15 protein-coding genes and 1 tRNA gene are annotated in these 18,769 nt (G+C 58.4%); 4 read left to right on the top strand and 12 right to left on the bottom strand.

The features are described from left to right. Positions 1-63: 63 nt before the first annotated feature. Together cra and ICA15_RS20720 are read left to right on the top strand one after the other, a co-directional pair. Positions 64-1,059 carry a catabolite repressor/activator gene (gene cra / locus ICA15_RS20725; RefSeq protein WP_150604081.1) on the top strand — a complete coding sequence of 332 codons (996 nt, stop codon included), beginning with the start codon at positions 64-66 and terminating at the stop codon, positions 1,057-1,059. A gap of 3 nt (positions 1,060-1,062) precedes the next feature. Then, complete coding sequence (locus ICA15_RS20720; protein ID WP_150604082.1) at positions 1,063-1,839, top strand: TatD family hydrolase; 777 nt, start codon at positions 1,063-1,065, stop codon at positions 1,837-1,839. A 119-nt stretch (positions 1,840-1,958) separates the two neighbouring features. Here the strand turns inward: ICA15_RS20720 and ICA15_RS20715 are convergent, their stop codons facing one another. The 4 genes from ICA15_RS20715 to ICA15_RS20700 all read right to left on the bottom strand — a co-directional run bounded on the left by ICA15_RS20715 (position 1,959) and on the right by ICA15_RS20700 (position 7,859). Further along, positions 1,959-3,989: a methyl-accepting chemotaxis protein gene (locus ICA15_RS20715; RefSeq protein ID WP_210554502.1), complete on the bottom strand. Its 2,031-nt coding sequence runs from the start codon at positions 3,987-3,989 to the stop codon at positions 1,959-1,961. 222 nt (positions 3,990-4,211) lie between these two features. Beyond that, on the bottom strand, positions 4,212-5,051 hold the full coding sequence (gene ampE, locus ICA15_RS20710; protein ID WP_042557603.1) for a regulatory signaling modulator protein AmpE: 840 nt from the start codon (positions 5,049-5,051) through the stop codon (positions 4,212-4,214). Further along, complete coding sequence (gene ampD / locus ICA15_RS20705) at positions 5,048-5,608, bottom strand: 1,6-anhydro-N-acetylmuramyl-L-alanine amidase AmpD (RefSeq protein WP_150604084.1); 561 nt, start codon at positions 5,606-5,608, stop codon at positions 5,048-5,050. Before ampD ends, ampE begins: the two co-directional genes overlap by 4 nt. A 64-nt stretch (positions 5,609-5,672) precedes the next feature. Continuing rightward, positions 5,673-7,859, bottom strand: a complete 2,187-nt coding sequence (locus tag ICA15_RS20700; protein WP_210554501.1) for a DUF1631 domain-containing protein — start codon at positions 7,857-7,859, stop codon at positions 5,673-5,675. Positions 7,860-8,243: 384 nt separating this feature from the next. Here ICA15_RS20700 and nadC point away from each other — a divergent pair, with 384 nt between their 5' ends. Continuing rightward, positions 8,244-9,092, top strand: coding sequence for a carboxylating nicotinate-nucleotide diphosphorylase (gene nadC, locus ICA15_RS20695; RefSeq protein WP_150604086.1), 849 nt, complete (start codon positions 8,244-8,246; stop codon positions 9,090-9,092). Positions 9,093-9,181: 89 nt separating this feature from the next. Here nadC and ICA15_RS20690 read toward each other — a convergent pair whose 3' ends face one another. Beyond that, positions 9,182-9,481, bottom strand: a complete 300-nt coding sequence (locus ICA15_RS20690) for a DUF6388 family protein (protein WP_150595087.1) — start codon at positions 9,479-9,481, stop codon at positions 9,182-9,184. 274 nt (positions 9,482-9,755) lie between these two features. Here ICA15_RS20690 and ICA15_RS20685 point away from each other — a divergent pair, with 274 nt between their 5' ends. Next, positions 9,756-10,250 carry a hypothetical protein gene (locus tag ICA15_RS20685; protein ID WP_210554500.1) on the top strand — a complete coding sequence of 165 codons (495 nt, stop codon included), beginning with the start codon at positions 9,756-9,758 and terminating at the stop codon, positions 10,248-10,250. Between the two features lie 10 nt (positions 10,251-10,260). Here the strand turns inward: ICA15_RS20685 and ICA15_RS20680 are convergent. The 7 genes from ICA15_RS20680 to nusA all read right to left on the bottom strand — a co-directional run bounded on the left by ICA15_RS20680 (position 10,261) and on the right by nusA (position 18,725). Further along, positions 10,261-10,333: transfer RNA gene (locus ICA15_RS20680), tRNA-Thr, on the bottom strand. A 157-nt stretch (positions 10,334-10,490) separates the two neighbouring features. Beyond that, positions 10,491-12,596, bottom strand: a complete 2,106-nt coding sequence (pnp, locus tag ICA15_RS20675; RefSeq protein ID WP_150604090.1) for a polyribonucleotide nucleotidyltransferase — start codon at positions 12,594-12,596, stop codon at positions 10,491-10,493. 193 nt (positions 12,597-12,789) lie between these two features. Continuing rightward, positions 12,790-13,059 carry a 30S ribosomal protein S15 gene (rpsO, locus tag ICA15_RS20670; protein ID WP_003177875.1) on the bottom strand — a complete coding sequence of 90 codons (270 nt, stop codon included), beginning with the start codon at positions 13,057-13,059 and terminating at the stop codon, positions 12,790-12,792. 142 nt (positions 13,060-13,201) lie between these two features. Next, complete coding sequence (gene truB, locus ICA15_RS20665; protein ID WP_034154423.1) at positions 13,202-14,119, bottom strand: tRNA pseudouridine(55) synthase TruB; 918 nt, start codon at positions 14,117-14,119, stop codon at positions 13,202-13,204. Between the two features lie 4 nt (positions 14,120-14,123). Further along, positions 14,124-14,525 (bottom strand): 30S ribosome-binding factor RbfA, encoded by a 402-nt coding sequence (gene rbfA, locus ICA15_RS20660; protein WP_042557596.1) that lies wholly within the window; start codon positions 14,523-14,525, stop codon positions 14,124-14,126. 159 nt (positions 14,526-14,684) lie between these two features. Continuing rightward, the gene (gene infB, locus ICA15_RS20655; protein WP_210554499.1) at positions 14,685-17,216 is read right to left on the bottom strand and encodes a translation initiation factor IF-2; all 2,532 of its coding nucleotides are present in this window, start codon (positions 17,214-17,216) and stop codon (positions 14,685-14,687) included. 27 nt (positions 17,217-17,243) lie between these two features. Further along, positions 17,244-18,725, bottom strand: a complete 1,482-nt coding sequence (nusA, locus tag ICA15_RS20650; RefSeq protein ID WP_042557594.1) for a transcription termination factor NusA — start codon at positions 18,723-18,725, stop codon at positions 17,244-17,246. Positions 18,726-18,769: the final 44 nt, after the last annotated feature.

Below are 18,769 nucleotides of genomic sequence, written 5' to 3'. Positions count from 1 at the left end.
CCCTTATCGGGTAGGATTGGCGAAAATCTCGCGGCATGCTCGAAATAACAAGGAAATCCCGAGTTGAAACTCAGTGATATCGCGCGGTTGGCCGGAGTGTCCGTGACCACCGCGAGCTACGTCATCAACGGCAAGGCCGAACAGCAACGCATCAGCACCGCGACCGTCGAGCGGGTGCGCGCGGTGGTCGATCTGCACGGCTTTACGCCCAATCCACAAGCGGCCGGGCTGCGCAGTCGGCATACCCGCACGTTGGGTTTTATCTTGCCGGATCTGGAAAACCCCAGCTACGCGCGGATCGCCAAGCTGCTGGAGCAAGGTGCGCGGGCGCGCGGCTATCAGTTGCTGATCGCCAGTTCCGACGATGCGCCGGACAGCGAGCGCAAACTGCTGCAACTGTTCAAGGCGCGCCGTTGTGATGCGCTGATCGTCGCCAGTTGTCTGCCACCCGGTGATGACAGCTATCTTCAGTTGCAGGCCAAGGGGCTGCCGATCATCGCCATCGACCGGGTCATGGAGCCGGAGCATTTTTGTTCGGTGATCAGCGACGACCGCGAGGCCAGTCTGCATCTGACCCAGAGCCTGCTCGACCCGCAGCTAAAACAGATCGTGCTGCTCGGCGCGCGCCCGGAACTGAGCATCAGCCAGGAACGTGCCGCCGGTTTCAGACAGGCCCTCGTCGATTTCAAAGGCGAAGTGCTGGTCGAGCACGCCGAGTCCTTCAGTCGTGACTGCGGCAAGCAATTGATGGAAGAACTCCTGCAACGTCTGGGGCATTTGCCGGACGCACTGGTAACCACTTCCTACGTGTTGTTGCAGGGAGTGTTCGATGCGCTGCATGACTTCCCGCTCAAGTCACGGCCGCTGCGCCTCGGCACGTTTGGTGACACACAACTGCTCGACTTCCTGCCACTGCCGGTCAACGCCATGGCCCAGCAGCATCAACTGATCGCCGACAAGGCGCTGGAACTGGCATTGGCCGCTGTCGAGCAGTCGCAATACCAGCCTGGCGTGCAAGCGATTGCGCGGACCTTCAAGCAGCGTATTCACCGGGACTGATCCGTGGAGCTGATCGACAGCCACACCCACCTGGATTTTCCCGACTTCGACGCCGATCGCTCTGCGCTGCTGGCCGAAAGCCGCGCCCTTGGGGTGCGGCGGATGGTGGTGCTGGGCGTCTATGAAGGTAACTGGCAGCGGGTGTGGGATCTGGTGCAGAGCGATTCGGATCTGTACGCGGCGTTCGGCTTGCATCCGGTGTATCTGGATCAGCATCGCCCCGAGGATTTACACACCCTCGGCGATTGGCTGACGCGATTGCGCGGCCATCGGCAGTTGTGTGCAGTGGGCGAGATTGGTCTGGATTACTTCATCGAAACGCTGGACCGCGAGCGGCAACAGGCGTTGTTCGACGCGCAACTGCAACTGGCGGCGGATTTCGATTTGCCGGCGCTGATCCATGTGCGCCGCAGTCACGCGGCGGTGATTGCCACGCTCAAGCGTTTTCGTTTGAAGCGGGCCGGGATCATCCACGCGTTCGCCGGCAGCCGTGAGGAAGCACGGGAATACATCAAACTCGGTTTCAAACTGGGGCTGGGCGGCGCGCCGACCTGGCCGCAAGCGCTGCGCATGCACCGGGTGCTGGCGGATTTGCCACTGGATTCAATCGTGCTGGAAACCGACTCGCCGGACATGGCGCCCGCAATGTTCCCCGGAGTGCGCAACAGCCCGGCGCACTTGCCGGCGATTTGTGCGGCGCTCGCCGAGCTGATGAATATCTCCCCTCAACAACTTGCCGCAGCCAGCACCGCCAATAGCTGCGCCGTGTTCGGCTGGTAATAAAAATCCCTGTAGGAGCTGCGGCACGCTGCGATCTTTTGATCCTGGGTTTCCAGGAACAAGATCAAGATCAAAAGATCGCAGCGTGCCGCAGCTCCTACACGGGATTTGTGTATGCCCTACACGCGGAAGGCGCTGATCAGTTGTTTGAGTTCCACGACCTGGGCGGACAGTGCGCGACTCGCGTCTTCAGTCTGGTGCGCCCCCTGCGCCGTGCGCTCGCCTGCACGGTTGATCTCGACGATGTTCTGGTCGATGTCATGGGCAACTGCCGTCTGCTGCTCGACCGCAGCGGCAATTTGCTGGTTCTGATCAACGATCATTCCGACGGCGCCAAGGATATTTTCCAGCGCCTGCTGAACCTTTTCCGACTGCCCGACCGTGCCATTGGCCATCTGATGGCTGATGCCCATCGCCTTGACCGCCGCCCCCACGCCGCCGTGCAGTCTGGCGATCATCTGTTCGATTTCTTCGGTCGATTGCTGGGTGCGTTTGGCCAGCGTGCGCACTTCGTCCGCCACCACCGCAAAACCGCGTCCCTGCTCACCTGCACGCGCCGCTTCAATCGCCGCGTTGAGCGCCAGCAGGTTGGTTTGCTCGGCGATACTTTTGATCACTTCCAGAACACGGCTGATCGCCTGGCTGTCACTGGCCAATTGGTTGATCACCAGCACTGACTGATCGATCTCGCTGGCCAACGCCGCGATGCTGCCCTGCTGCGACTCCACCAGACCACGACCGCTGATGGTTTCGTCATTCACGCTGTGGGCGCTGCTCACCGCCGCTGCAGCGCTGCGCGCCACCTCAAGAGACGTCGCCGACATCTGGTTCATGGCCGTGGCCACTTGCTCGATCTGCGAGCGTTGCCCAGCGACGGCCAGATTGCTTTGCGCTGACACGCTTTCCACTTGCCCGGCCTGTCGTTCAACTTCGCCAACGGTCTGCCCGACCCGTTCAATCAAGTCGTGAATTTTCTTTACCGTGCCGTTGAACACTTCGCCCAACTCGCCCAACTCATCGCGACTGCTGGCCTTGAAGTTGACGGTCATGTCGCCAGCCGCAACCTTGTCCATCATCGCGCCGAGGCGCTTGAGGGTGGTGCGGGTCGACGCGTAAAACCCGCCATACAGATAGAAAATCAGCACGAACACCACCGACAGCGCCACAGCCTGCAAGACCATGTGCGTGCGGTTTTGCGTCAGGCGCTGCTGTAATTGCGTGTCGAGGAATTTCAGGGTGGCTTCGTTGAGCTGGTAGGTCTTGTCAATGAGTGCGGTGGTCTGGTCGTAAAACGCCTGCCACGGTGCATCGAGCGTGTCGGCCATCACCACTTGTTCTTCGAAGAGTTCGCTCGCCTGCTTCAACGAGATCTTACTAATGTCAGCCGAAGCGCTGAGCGTTTCGTGCGCGGCTTTGCTGGAGCCGAGGGCGTCCTGCAGTTTCAAGGCGTATTCGGCCTGGAGCTTTTCGATCTGCACCAGTAATTCGTCAAAACGGGTGCTCGACGAACTGTTGAGGAAACCCTGCCCCAGTGAATACGAACCCATGGCCCGGCCTTCACCGAGGGTTTGCGTCACAGTCGGCGTGATCAGGGTGACGAGTTCGCTGAGTTGACGGATGTCGCCCTGATTGTCGCGACTCAGACCGGCCTGACTGGTGATGATCTGGCTGAAAATCTGCGCACTGGCCAACAATTTGCCGATCAACGCACTTTTGCTTTGCAGAGAGTTTTCCGCTTGCTGGGCCTTGAACGCAGCAATCATTTCATCGCGCTTGCCGTCGAACACCTTGATCTGTTCGGGGTCGTCGGTCATTGCCGCCAGGCCTTGCAGGCGTGTCAGTACGGCTTGTTCGAGGCTGGTGATCTGCGATTCGACGTTGCCCGCCTTGCCGGACTGGCCGAGGGTGACGTTGATCTGTACCAGATTGTTGAGGGTTTCCAGATCGCGGCGCAGGCTCAGGCTACTGCCGAGCAGATCAAGGCTTTGCAGCTCGACCCGGGTGCGCTGGAATTCACGATAGGAATCGCGCACCAGATAGAAATTGGTCACCAGCATCGGCACCAGAAACAGCACGCTGATCAGGCTGAACTTCATGCCGAAGCTCAGACGGTTCATCAGCGAGACGGCGGGATAGAGCAAGCTCTTCACTGGAAGTCTCCCTTTGGTTTTTCTTGTTTTTATTGGCAGGCGCGCGGGGACAGCAGATAGCCACTATCGGACGCCATCTCTGTATAGCTCAAATCGAAGGGAGGTTTTGTAACTTAAGGTTAACGACAAAAAAGATCGCAGCCTTCGGCAGCTCCTCCAGGAAACACAGACCCAAAAGTAGGAGCTGCCGCAGGCTGCGATCTTTTGATCTTCAGACAGGAATCAGTGAATCAGTACTGTCCACAAGGCGAACCCGGCATACCACAAAACCGCCGCGCGCAGCAGCAATTCCCACAGGCAGTCGAGGGTGTTGACGCCTTCCGGGCCGACCGTCGGCGGCGGGATCTCCCCCGCGGCCAATCCGACCTTGTTAATAAGCTGCGCAGCGCTGATGTTCCAGTTCAGCAGTTCATGCAGCATCACCCGGCTGACCGCAACGAAGTTGCCGACCAAGGCAAAACTCGCCGCCAACAGACGCACCGGCACCCAGTCAAAGGCATGGCGCAGTTGCGCGGCACGTTCGACCAGCGCCGGGTTCTGACCGTGCTCCTGGGCCAGCGCCAACAAGCGATAGGCCAGTGCCGCCACCGGACCGAGCAGGAAATACCAGAAGATCACGGCGAAGAAGCTTTGATAGGCCTGCCACAACAAATGCTCCTGCACTCGATCGAGCAATTGCTCGCCGCTGTCGGCGCAGATATTCAGATCGCGCTTGGCCACATGCGCCGCGGCTTGCAGATCCTCACGCCGCCAGGCATCACGAAACGGCCCGAGACCGCCGAGCAAATCGCCGCGCCCCAGGCTATAAATCACCACCAGCAAATGCACCGGCAGAGCCAGCAAGCCGTACGCCACCGGCTCCAGCACCACCAGCAACAGGGCCAGCAACGCCACCGGCAGCAGCACCAGAATCGTCAGTACCAGCCAGGGCTGTTTGGCCAGTCGCTCGCTGGTTTCGAGTTTGTTCAGTTCGCGAATCCATCCGCCATCGCGTTGAACCCGATGGCGCAGGGCCGAGAATTTCTCGATCCAGAGCGCCAGCAGTAACACCAGAAAACTCATTGTCCTTCCTCTTGTGCCAGGGCCGCGCGGTAACGCGCCCAGTCGAATGCCGGGCCAGGATCGGTCTTGCGCCCGGGTGCAATGTCGCTGTGCCCGCAAATGCGGGCGCCGGTGATAGCCGGAAATGCTGTCTGCAACTGACGGGTTAGCGCCGTCAACGCCTGATACTGCGCATCGGTGAACGGCAGATCATCGGTGCCTTCGAGCTCAATGCCCACGGAAAAATCGTTACAGGTTTCGCGCCCTTCAAAAATCGACACACCCGCATGCCACGCCCGCTCAAGACAGGAGACAAACTGAGTGACCTTGCCGTCACGTTCAATCAGAAAATGCGCCGAGACCCGTAAGTCGGCAATCCCCGCAAAGTAGGGATGTTCGGTGACATCCAGACGATTCTGGAAAAATTCCTGCACCTTGCCGGTGGCGAACTGCGCCGGCGGCAGGCTGATGTTGTGGATAACCAACAGGGAGATTTCGCCCGCAGGGCGCTCATTGAAGTTGGGCGATGGGCAAGCTTGCACCCCGTGACACCACCCGCTAGCGGGATCCAACTGCATACCGATTCCTTCAACGCCGACTGTGTTGGCGCCCAGTATGCCGTGATCAGCCCCCGGCGCGCGATCACTTGGCGCGATTGAGTCGCCGCAAATTGCCCAACACCGACTCAAGCGCCCGATCGAACAACAAGGTGTCGTCCAGCGCACGCACCGCACCACGCTGGAACTCAAGCGCCAGACCGATGCGACTGCGCTCCAGCACTTTCATGCCGGTACGGTCGACAAACACGTACTTGCCCGTCGCTTCAATAATTGCCGCGAGCTTGCAGCGCAGGGTGTTTTCCTCGTCTTCCTTAAACGCAACCCAACTGCCCAGATGCAATTGAGCCACCTGCTGCAGGCCAACGTCGTGATGGGACAGACGTACCGAGGTCAGCGCCGACTCACCCTCTTGCGCCATTGCCAAGACGATCTGCTGCGACACCTCGATCATCGCCGGCGCCTCGGCCTGAGCAGACTCACCGGTACGCTCAAGCACGCGCACATGCAGCGTTTCCAGCTCAGCGAAAAATTCGCTGGTGGCAAACGGATCGAATGCGCAGCGGGTCAGGCCATCGCGCAACGATTTCAGCAACCCCGGTACCAGCGCCAGCAGACGCATGCCAGCTTCAGCATCGTCGTGGCGCTGAACACTCCAGATGAGTTGCTCCATGGTCTGCACATCAGCCTGCCATTCGGCGGACTGGTCGCCATGTTTGAGGCAGGTCAGCAGCAACACCTTGCTCCAGGCGTCTTGCACGAAGGTCACCACTGACGGCGGCAGGACTTTGCCCAACAGAGCCAGATTCAACGCATGCTCGACGCGTCGCCGCGCCAGCTCGGTTTTCGCCCGCCCCTCTTCCGCATCGCGCAGACGTTGCTCAAGGAGTTCGCTGCGCCGACGCTGATCACTGGTGAAAGCGAGGAAGTCAGCGAGCAGTTCAGAAAATATCGCCGGATCATCGACAAAATCGGTCAGCAGGCGCTGCACCACTTGCTCGATGCGCAGATACAGACTGTCGCGCGCCTCACCGTCACAATCGCCCCAGCCCATGGCCGCATCGGCGATTTCATTGAGCAGACGCCGCGCCGGGTGGCTGCTGCGACTGAAGAAACTCTTGTCGAGTACCGCGACCTTGAGCATCGGAATCTGCAAGCGGGCGATCAAGGCCTTGAGCGAGTCCGGCAGATTGCGGTCTTCGAGGATGCAGTCGAAGACCATGGCGATCAGGTTGATCACATCCTCATCGGCGCCGCCGACGATCCGCGACTTGCCAGTTCTGACGCTGACCCGCGTCAGCAGTTGTTCGAGCTGGTTACGCAGATCGAAATCTTCCTGCGCCGCCAGCGCCGGCACATATTGCTGCAAATGCGAGAGCAGACGCAGCAGGTCGCGCGTGGTGATCGGCTGGGCAGCGGCGGCTGATTCGAGGCTCGGCGCAACACTGCCGCGCACGTTCAGCAGCAACTCCTGCAACGCAGCGAAAACTTCCTGGACACTCTCGTCCGCCGCGACGGGCTCGGCACTTTCTTCGCGACCGATACTGGCCGCCGCACGATCAATCGCGCGTCGCGCCGGGGCCGGTTTCAGCTCGGGTAACACGCCGGTGGCGCTGAGCAACTGATTGGCTTCGGCATACAACTGCTCGGTGTCGGCCAGCACATAGCGCTCGAACAGTTTGAGCAGGATCAGCTTGACCTTGATCTCGACGCCCAGGTTGCGCCCGGCCTGCAAAAAGAACTCACAGAGCAGCGCCGGGCCAAGCGGGTTGTGTTGATCGGCAAAGGAGTTACCCAGTAATGCGTTGAGGCGTGCGGTCAGTTGGCCGAGGGCGAAGCCATCTCGCTTGAGCACGCGGCCGACCATGGTCTCCACGGCGACGGTGCGTTCCATGTCGTCGGTGCGCGGCGCCGAGTCTTCGAACAGCAACGGGCGCGGCAGCGTGTTGTGCGCAGGGTCGTATTGAGTCAGGCCGACAAAGGCTTCGAAAAACTGCTCGAGAAAGCCGCGTTCGATGTTTTTGCGTTTGAGGCGCAAGTCGCGCATCGCTTCAAAAAAGATGTTCTGCTCGACGTCGTTGCGTGCCCGGTCAGCCATTTCGAACAGGGTGTCGTCAGCATTATCGAACAGCTCCTGCAACCCGTGGCGCAGTTGCTGGGCAGCCTTGTCACGAACCTGAAGCAGAATCACAGGCAGGCGGGGGAGCGGCGAGTGATTCGCCTGATCGGTAGACGCCTTGTACAAAGGCACCACTTTCCCGTCGTTGTGCATCCAAGCCTCCTGAAACGGTGATTCTTCTTTTGGGCCGAAACAGCGAACCCCTGTAGGAGTGAGCCTGCTCGCGATAGCGCAATGTCAGTAAACATTGCAATCAGAGACAGAAGGGAATCGCTCCAAAAAGTCCTACAAGTTGGGCCCCAAATAGACGTCAAGCCTATGACGTCAAATGCAAGGCGGATTATCTTGCAAAAGATGTCCCCAGCGCCATAGGCGTCAGGGTTTCCCCTATGCCCGCCCGATCCCCCTCAACTGACCACGCCCCAACAGGGTTTGCTCAAAGAAATCGACCAGATGCAGACAGGCACGCAAGTTCTTGCCTTGGGTTGGCTCGCGCCATGCCCCTATAATCGAATCACTTTGTTTGTGGAGCCCGTTATGCCGAATCTACGTCTCGCCGATTTGACCGCCGAAATCGAAGCCAACGTGCGCCGTGCGTTGCTCGAAGACATCGGCAGCGGCGACATCACCGCGCAACTGATCCCGGCCGAACGTCTGGCCAAAGCCACCATCATTACTCGCGACGACGCCGTTATCTGCGGCACGGCTTGGGTGGATGCGGTGTTTCGCCAGCTCGATCCACGGGTGGCGGTGCATTGGCAGGTAGTCGATGGCCAGCGGGTAAAACCCAATCAGCCACTGTTCCATCTGGAAGGCCCGGCCCGTTCGTTGCTCACCGGTGAACGCAGCGCCCTGAACTTCCTGCAATTGCTTTCCGGTGTGGCGACTCGCGCACAGTATTTGGCAGACTTCGTGGGCGAGACTCAGGTCAAGCTTCTCGACACCCGCAAAACCTTGCCAGGCCTGCGTCTGGCGCAGAAATACGCCGTGACCTGTGGCGGTTGCCATAACCATCGCATCGGCCTGTACGACGCGTTCCTGATCAAGGAAAACCACATCGCTGCCAGCGGTGGCATCGCGCAAGCCATTGCCGCGGCGCACAAGATAGCCCCGGGCAAACCGGTGGAAATCGAAGTGGAAAGTCTGCAAGAGCTGAAGGAAGCGCTAGAGGCCGGTGCCGACATCATCATGCTTGACGAACTGAGCCTGGACGACATGCGCGAAGCCGTGCGCCTGAACGGCGGCAAGGCAAAACTGGAGGCCAGCGGCGGCATCAACGAAAACACGCTATTGCCAATCGCCGAGACCGGGGTGGATTACATCTCGATTGGCGCGATGACCAAGGATGTGAAGGCGGTAGACCTGTCGATGCGTCTCAGCCTTTAAACAGCAGCGGCAAGTCCAGAGCTGCAAGCTGCAAGCCAAAGCTGTTGCGCTTTGACTTGTAGCTTACGGCCTGGAGCTGGTAGCTCTCGTCAAACGACGAGATTGTTCATCTCGCAGTATTCTTGCCACTCGACGCCCAGCACCTCAGCGGCCTCTTTGTGCAGAACAAGGCGCTGGGCCTCGAACTCCTCCGGCGTGCTCGTGTACTTGAGTGTCAGCTCCCACGGCTGCAAACCCTGGGCTTCAGCTTCATCTTCGAACGCCCACTGGATCTGATCTTTCTGATCATCGGGACTCAAGTCCTTGATCTCTTCCTTCAGGTCGGGCACGTCCAGAATGTATTTTTCCAGCGCTTGTTCGTGGCGTTGCTCTTGAGTTAATTCGGTCATGTCGTTCTCGTTGATCATAGGAATGGAAGATGGATCTGGATCATCAAGGATCTCTCTGACGCGGATTGTCCGGCCTTCGGAACCATTCGGGATCATCTGAAAACTGCAGGGCGATGCTCATGCAGGCACCGAATATAGGACGTTTGCATGAGGAATTACACGGCTCTTTACATCTCTCTCACAAAAAGCTGACCTGCGGAACATAAATGCCGATCCTCGGTCATAGCGATGTGCCACTTCGGCACACATCCGCTGTTCACAAGGAAAACCAGTGATGCGCAGCTTTTTGAAAATTTCTTCTGTTGTGTCCACGACTGCTCTGATCGCCGCTCTAGCGTTGCCGGCAAGCGCAATGGCTGTTGAGTTGAGCAACAGCAGTCCGTCCTATGGCGACAAGGTTTCTCTGATTCATAACGATTACGGCAAAGACGTCGTTATCCGAAGTGACATCAGCATCGATGAACTGAAAAAGATGCGTGACACCATCAGCGATCAATCGCGCCAGATCGAAGAACTCAAGCGCAGCAGCGGCTCCAGTTCCAGTTCCAGCGGCAAAGAACTCGACGATTTGAAGAATAAGGTCAAAGAACAGGATCGTGAGCTGGATACTCTCGGCCGCCAGGTTGAAGAGCTCAAGCGCAACAGTGGCTCAAGCTCCAATTCGAGCAGCAGTGAGATTTCGAACCTGAAGCAGAAGATCAACGATCAGGACAGAGCGATGGACCAGCTCAAACGTACTGTCGAGGATCTGAGCCGCAAGGTGAAATAAAGGGGGATCGTGCCCGAGACAGGAATCGAACCTGCGACCTTCGCGTTACGAGTGCGCTGCTCTACCGGCTGAGCTACACGGGCGGTGAGCTAAACCTAGCACCGGTTTTCACAAACGCAAAGTTCGCAGCGCCTGCACGGCTCACCGCAGGCTGCGATTTTTTATGGTTTTCCACAGACAAAAAAATGCCCCGCCGTTTTCACGGCGGGGCATTTTTATTGCGCTAAAGCTTTGGGGTGATTAAACGCCCGAAGCCTTGGCCGCTGCCACGTCTTTGATGGACAGCTTGATACGGCCGCGGTTGTCCACGTCCAGTACCAGTACTTCCACTTCCTGGCCTTCTTTCAGGATGTCGGTCACTTTCTCTACGCGAGCGTCGCTCAGCATCGAGATGTGAACCAGACCGTCCTTGCCTGGCAGGATGTTGACGAATGCGCCGAAGTCGACGATGCGCTCAACCTTGCCGACGTAGATCTTGCCGATCTCGGCTTCAGCGGTGATGCCCAGAACGCGCTGACGTGCAGCTTCAGCAGCTTCCTTGGTTTCGCCGAAGATCTTGATCGAACCGTCGTCTTCGATATCGATCGAAGCCTTGGTTTCTTCGCAGATCGCACGGATGGTCGCGCCACCTTTACCGATAACGTCACGGATCTTGTCGGTGTCGATTTTCATCGCGATCATGGTCGGAGCATTTTCCGACAGCTCGGTACGCGACTGACCAATGATCTGGTTCATCTGGCCGAGGATGTTCAGGCGCGCTTCCAGGGCTTGGCCCAGAGCGATTTCCATGATCTCTTCGGTGATGCCCTTGATCTTGATGTCCATCTGCAGCGCGGTAACACCTTTGGCGGTACCCGCTACTTTGAAGTCCATGTCGCCCAGGTGGTCTTCGTCACCGAGGATGTCGGTCAGGATGGCGAACTTCTCGCCTTCTTTAACCAGACCCATGGCGATACCGGCAACCGGTGCCTTCATCGGCACACCAGCGTCCATCAGAGCCAGGGAAGCGCCGCACACGGAAGCCATCGAGCTCGAACCGTTCGATTCGGTGATTTCCGAAACCACGCGGATGGTGTACGGGAACACGTCAGCGGCTGGCAGCATGGCGGAAATCGAACGACGGGCCAGACGGCCGTGACCGATTTCGCGACGACCAGCACCACCCATGCGACCGCACTCGCCCACCGAGAACGGAGGGAAGTTGTAGTGCAGCATGAACGGGTCTTTTTTCTCGCCTTCCAGGGTGTCCAGCAGCTGTGCGTCACGGGCAGTACCCAGAGTCGCGACTACCAGAGCCTGGGTTTCACCACGGGTGAACAAAGCCGAACCGTGAGTCTTCGGCAGAACGCCGACTTCGATGTTCAGCGGACGTACGGTTTTGGTGTCGCGACCGTCGATACGTGGCTTGCCGTTTACGATGTTTTCGCGAACGGTGCGGTATTCGATTTCGCCGAATGCAGCTTTGACGTCGCTGGACGAAGGCTGGCCTTCTTCACCGGACAGCTTGGCCACAACCTGATCCTTCAACTCGCCCAGGCGAGCATAACGGTCGGCCTTGACGGTGATGGTGTAGGCGTCGGAGATCGCAGCGCCGAACTCGGAGCGGATAGCGCCCAGCAGTTCAGTCGCTTCGGCTTGTGGAGCCCAGGCCCAGGTAGGCTTGGCAGCTTCAGCAGCCAGTTCTTTAACAGCGTTGATCACAACCTGGAACTCGTCGTGAGCAAACAGTACAGCGCCCAGCATCTGGTCTTCGGTCAGCTCTTTGGCTTCCGATTCAACCATCAACACGGCTTCCGAGGTACCGGCAACGACCATGTCCAGGCTCGATGCTTTCTGTTGCTCGTAAGTCGGGTTCAGCAGGTAGCCGGTGCTTTCGTGGAAAGCAACACGGGCAGCGCCGATCGGGCCATCGAAAGGAATACCGGAGATGGCCAGGGCAGCCGAGGTACCGATCATCGCAGCGACGTCCGGATCGGTCTTCTTGCTGGTGGAAACGACGGTGCAGACAACCTGCACTTCGTTCATGAAACCTTCTGGGAACAGCGGACGGATCGGACGGTCGATCAGTCGGGAAGTCAGGGTTTCTTTCTCGGAAGGACGGCCTTCGCGCTTGAAGAAACCGCCAGGGATCTTACCGGCAGCGTAAGTCTTTTCCTGGTAGTGAACGGAAAGAGGGAAGAAGCCTTTGCTTGGGTCAGCGTGCTTGGCGCCAACAACGGTCACCAATACGGTCACGTCGTCATCAACAGTAACCAGCACTGCGCCGGAGGCTTGACGGGCGATACGGCCTGTCTCGAGGGTAACGGTCGATTGACCGAACTGGAATTTTTTGATTACCGGGTTCACGGTGTCCTACCTTCTTTGTGGCTCTTGGGGAACTGGTTTCTTGCGAAATTCTTGGGCAATGTCGGGAATCGGCCCAACGCCTGTCCAGGGTAAAACGTGTATCCAGATAAAACTTGAGGCTGGGAGCCTGCCGGAAGCCCGCGAAAAACCGCGGACGTCTGACAAACAACCAACCTCAGAGCGCAATCGCTTATTAGCGACGCAGACCCAGGCGACCGATCAGAGTCTGATAACGACCCAGATCCTTGCCTTTCAGGTAGTCCAGCAGCTTGCGACGCTGGTTTACCATGCGGATCAGACCACGACGGGAGTGGTGATCTTTACCGTTGGCCTTGAAGTGACCCTGCAGCTTGTTGATGTTGTGGGTCAGCAGTGCAACTTGCACTTCTGGCGAACCAGTGTCACCAACAGCTTGCTGATAGTCAGCAACGATTTGAGCTTTTTCTTGAACGTCGAGAGCCATGAGGCAATCCTTTTATCAGGAAACTGTTTCAGGGAAACAGCTTCAACAGGCCAGGGACAAATCCCTGTATCTATAAATGAGTCGTGACCGTGCCTGTTAACAGCCACACTCGCCAGCCTGCTGTTACACAGGCTGGTTTCGGTCATTCCGACCGAATCAAACGACGTGGCGCGATGCGCCCGTCTTCGCTCACTTCACCGATACCGATGAAGCGACCATTGTGATCCTGTACCCGCACCATGCCGAACTTCGGAGCATCCGGGGCACGTACCGGCTGGCCGTTTAGCCAGTAGAACGCGCTCGCTTCCGAGAAGTGCAGCAGCGGCCAATCCAGCAAGCCGCTGTCCGATGGCATCAGGAAGCGGTCGACCGCTTCGTTGCCGCCTTCGGCATGTACTGCTTCGAGCTCTTCGAGGGTAACGGTCTGCGCCAAGGTGAAAGGCCCGGCCTGGGTACGGCGCAATTCTGCGACGTACGCACCACAACCGAGTTGCTCACCGATATCCTCCACCAGGGTACGAATATAGGTGCCTTTGCTGCAATCCACCGCAAGCCGCGCAGTATCGCCTTCGAAGGCCAGTAATTCCAAGCGCGCAATAGTAACAGAACGCGGTTCACGCTCCACCACTTCGCCTGCACGCGCCAGCTTGTACAGCGGCTGGCCATCACGCTTGAGCGCCGAGTACATCGGCGGTATCTGGCTGATTTGACCGCGAAATTTCGGCAAGGCAGCTTCGACATCGGCGCGACCAACGGTCACCGGGCGCTCCTGCAAAACCTCACCTTCAGCATCAGCCGTGGTGGTGGTCTTGCCCAGTTGCGCCAAGGTTTCATAACCCTTGTCGGAATCGAGCAGGTATTGCGAGAACTTGGTGGCCTCACCAAAGCACAACGGCAGTACGCCGGTGGCCAGTGGGTCGAGACTGCCAGTATGCCCGGCCTTCTCGGCGTTGAGCAGCCAGCGAACCTTCTGCAGCGCGGCGTTTGAGGTGAACCCCAGCGGCTTGTCGAGCAGGATGATGCCGCTGACGTTACGACGGATACGTTTGACCTGAGCCACCGAGTTACTCCTTGGTGTCTTCAGGTGCTGGAACGACAACGTGCTGATTGTCTTCAGCAACGGCGCGTTCGATCAGCGCCGACAGGTGCGCACCACGGACAACGGATTCGTCGTAGTGGAAGTGCAATTGCGGCACGCTGCGCAGCTTCATTTCGCGGGCCAGTTGCATACGCAGGAAACCTGCGGCGGCATTCAGTACCTTGATGCTTTGCGCGATGTCTTCTGCGTTGTCCTGCCCCATCACGGTGATGAAAATCTTCGCGTGACCGACGTCACGGCTGACTTCCACTGCGGTAATAGTCACCAGGCCGACGCGCGGATCTTTGACTTCACGACGGATCAGCTGGGCCAGCTCACGCTGCATCTGATCGCCGATACGTTGGGTACGGCTGTATTCTTTTGCCATGATTTGTTACCTGTTACTGCCCCACGGTGAAACCCGCAAGGTCTGAAAGCGGCAAACGCCCGGCCTGACAAAAGCCAGACCGGGCGTTGCGTTTAGAGTCCTGACACCGTGCCGCGCATTTTCATGCGACGGCCCGATGTGGCCCTTGAAGTGCGCGAGTTAGAGGCTGCGAGCAACCTGAACCTTCTCGAAGACTTCGATCTTATCGCCGACTTTGACGTCGTTGTAGCTCTTCACGCCGATACCGCATTCCATGCCGGCACGTACTTCGGAAGCGTCATCCTTGAAGCGGCGCAGGGATTCCAGCTCGCCTTCGAAGATAACGATGTCTTCACGCAGTACACGGATCGGACGGTTACGGTGCACAACACCTTCGATCACCATGCAGCCTGCGATCGCGCCAAACTTCGGCGAACGGAACACGTCACGCACTTCGGCGATACCCAGAATATTCTCGCGAACATCGCTGCCCAGCATACCGGTCAGGGCTTTCTTGACGTCTTCGATGATGTCGTAGATCACGTTGTAGTAACGCATATCCAGACCTTCCTGCTCGACGATCTTCCGTGCGCCAGCATCGGCACGCACGTTGAAGCCGAACAGTACAGCGCTCGAAGCCAGTGCCAGGTTGGCATCGGACTCGGTGATACCACCGACACCGCCGCCGACTACGCGCACTTGCACTTCGTCGTTGCCCAAGCCATTCAGAGCGCCTTGCAGAGCTTCCAACGAACCACGGACGTCAGATTTGAGGACGATATTGAGCGTCTTCTTCTCTGCCTGACCCATGTTTTCGAAGATGTTTTCCAGCTTGCCGGCGTGAGCGCGAGCCAGTTTGACTTCGCGGAACTTGCCTTGACGGAACAGAGCCACTTCACGGGCTTTCTTCTCGTCGGCAACCACACTCATCTCGTCGCCAGCGTCCGGGGTACCGTCCAGGCCGAGAATCTCGACAGGGATGGAAGGACCGGCTTCCTTGATTGGCTTGCCGTTCTCGTCGAGCATGGCACGCACGCGGCCATAGTTCGAACCGACCAGAACCATGTCGCCTTGGCGCAGGGTACCGTCTTGAACCAGAACGGTTGCAACCGGACCACGACCTTTGTCGAGACGCGATTCAACCACAACACCACGGCCTGGAGCCGACGGAGTTGCCTTCAGTTCGAGAACTTCAGCTTGCAGCAGAACGGCTTCAAGCAGGTCGTCCACGCCAGTACCGAGTTTCGCCGAAACCGATACGAACGGCGTTTCACCGCCCCACTCTTCCGACGTCACGCCGTGAACCGACAGTTCACTACGGATGCGATCGAGGTCAGCGCCCGGCTTGTCGATCTTGTTCACTGCAACAACCAGTGGAACGCCAGCGGCTACCGCGTGCTGAACAGCTTCAATGGTCTGCGGCATCACGCCGTCGTCCGCTGCAACTACCAGAATCACGATGTCGGTCGCCTTGGCACCACGGGCACGCATTGCGGTAAACGCGGCGTGACCAGGGGTGTCGAGGAAGGTGACCATGCCGCGTTCGGTTTCAACGTGGTACGCACCGATGTGCTGGGTGATACCGCCGGCTTCGCCAGCAGCTACCTTGGCACGACGGATGTAGTCGAGCAGGGAAGTTTTACCGTGGTCAACGTGGCCCATTACGGTCACGACTGGCGCACGGGAGAACGACTCACCTTCAAACTTCAGGGACTCGGCCAGGGAATCTTCCAGGGCGGTGTCGCTGACCAGGGTCACTTTGTGGCCCAGTTCTTCGGCTACCAGTTGAGCAGTTTCCTGATCAAGCACCTGGTTGATGGTCGCTGGAGTGCCCAGTTTGAACATGAACTTGATGATTTCAGCAGCCTTGACCGACATCTGATTGGCGAGATCGCCAACAGTGATGGTCTCGCCGATCTGCACATCACGCACGACAGGGCCGGTTGGGCTCTGGAAACCGTGAGCGTTGCGCTTCTTCAGCTTGGCCTTGCCGCGACCACCACGACGGAAGCCATCGCTTTCTTCGTCGGTAGTACGTGGCGCAACACGTGGCGCTGGCGCTTTCTCTTTGACCGATGCGCGATGCGGAGCGTTTTTGCGCTCGCCATCACCACCGCCACTGCGACGATTGTTGTCGTCGGCACGTGGTTTGTCCGGACGGCGCTGTTCGTTCTGCTTGTTACGAACGTCAGCAGACGGCGCTGGAGCAGCGGCAACCACCGGCGCGCTTTCACGTACCGGCTCAGCAGCTGCAGCAGGAGCTGCAACGGCGGAGCTAGTAGCGGCTTGCGCAGAGCCAGGATTGCGGCGTGCTTCTTCTTCGGCGCGCTGCTTGGCTTCTTGCTCAGTTTTCTGGCGGGCAGCATTTTCTACTGCGCGACGCTCATCCAGTTCACGCTTGCGCTCGGCTTCGATTTCTTCCGGGCTGCGCTGTACGAAAACTTTCTTTTTGCGAACTTCAACGCTGATGCTCTTGCTACCAGCCACACGCAGGGTGCTGGTGGTTTTACGCTGCAGCGTGATCTTGCGTGGTTCTTCCACTTTCGCCTTGTGGCTGCTTTTCAAGTGAGTCAGCAAAGATTGCTTCTCACTGTCAGTCACATTTTCTTCGGCGGCGGTGTGCGGCAGACCTGCCTCACGCATCTGCTGCAACAGGCGCTCTACCGGTGTTTTGACCTCATCGGCCAGTTGTTTCACCGTGACTTGCGTCATGCACTTCTCTCCTCAGGCCGCGCCTAATTACTCGAACCAATGGGCTCGGGCGGCCATGATCAACTTGCCGGCACGATCATCGTCAATGCCGTCGATGTCGAGCAGGTCGTCAATAGACTGCTCGGCCAGGTCTTCGCGGGTAATTACGCCGCGCACCGCCAGTTCCATCGCCAGATCCTTGTCCATACCCTCAAGCGAGAGCAGGTCTTCGGCCGGATGGGCGTCTGCCAGCTTTTCCTCAGTAGCGATGGCTTTGGTCAACAAACGATCCTTGGCACGAGCGCGAAGCTCGTTGACGGTATCTTCGTCAAAGCCGTCGATGTTGAGCATTTCTTCCAACGGTACGTAGGCAATCTCTTCCAGACTGGTGAAGCCTTCATCTACCAGCACCTGCGCCAGATCTTCGTCGACTTCCAGCTCGTCGATGAAGTTGCGCAGGATGTCACCGGTTTCTGCTTGCTGCTTAGCCTGGATGTCCGATTCGGTCATCACGTTCAGGGTCCAGCCAGTCAACTGGCTTGCCAGACGCACGTTCTGACCACCACGACCGATGGCCTGAGCCAGATTGTCTGCGCCAACGGCGATGTCCATTGCATGGGCATCTTCGTCAACGATAATTGCCGCAACCTCGGCCGGGGACATGGCGTTGATCACGAACTGAGCCGGGTTGTCGTCCCACAGGACGATATCAACACGCTCACCGCCCAACTCACCCGACACTGCCTGGACGCGCGAACCGCGCATACCGATGCAAGCGCCCTGCGGGTCGATGCGTTTGTCCTTGGAGCGGACGGCGATCTTGGCGCGCGAACCCGGGTCACGGGACGCAGCCATTACTTCGATCAGACCTTCAGCAATTTCCGGCACTTCGATGCGGAACAGCTCGATCAGCATTTCCGGCGCGGTACGCGACAGGATCAGCTGCGGGCCGCGGTTCTCGGTGCGGATTTCCTTGAGCAGCGCACGCAGACGCACGCCGACACGGAAGGTTTCGCGAGAAATGATGTCTTCACGAGCCAGCAACGCCTCGGCGTTGTTGCCCAGATCGACGATCACGTTGTCGCGGGTCACTTTCTTCACGGTGCCGGAGATGATTTCTCCCAGGCGCTCGCGATAGGCGTCGACCACTTGAGCGCGCTCGGCTTCACGCACTTTCTGCACGATGACTTGCTTGGCAGTCTGTGCAGCAATGCGGCCGAACTCGATGGAGTCGATTTTTTCTTCAACGACGTCGCCAACGTTGGCACCAGGATGCGTTTCGGCAACCTTGCTCGGCCAGGTTTCGATAGCCGGATCGTCAAGATCATTCTCTTCGACGACCGTCCAGCGACGGAAAGTTTCGTATGCCCCGGTGTGGCGGTTAATTTCCACACGCAGGTCAACTTCGTCTTCAAAACGCTTTTTGGTAGCAGTGGCCAGAGCCAGCTCCAGCGCTTCAAAAATTACGCTTGCCGGTACGCCCTTTTCATTGGATACCGACTCAACAACCAGCAGTACTTCTTTGCTCATCGTACGCCTCGCCTTTCGCAAGCCATTGGATCCGCGGGATCCGC

Origin of the sequence: Pseudomonas sp. P116 (genome assembly GCF_020149425.1) — a bacterium.
In the GTDB taxonomy this organism is placed as follows: domain Bacteria; phylum Pseudomonadota; class Gammaproteobacteria; order Pseudomonadales; family Pseudomonadaceae; genus Aquipseudomonas; species Aquipseudomonas anatoliensis.
The sequence above is the reverse complement of the archived record's forward strand: the minus strand, read 5'-3'. Positions and strand labels throughout refer to the sequence as shown.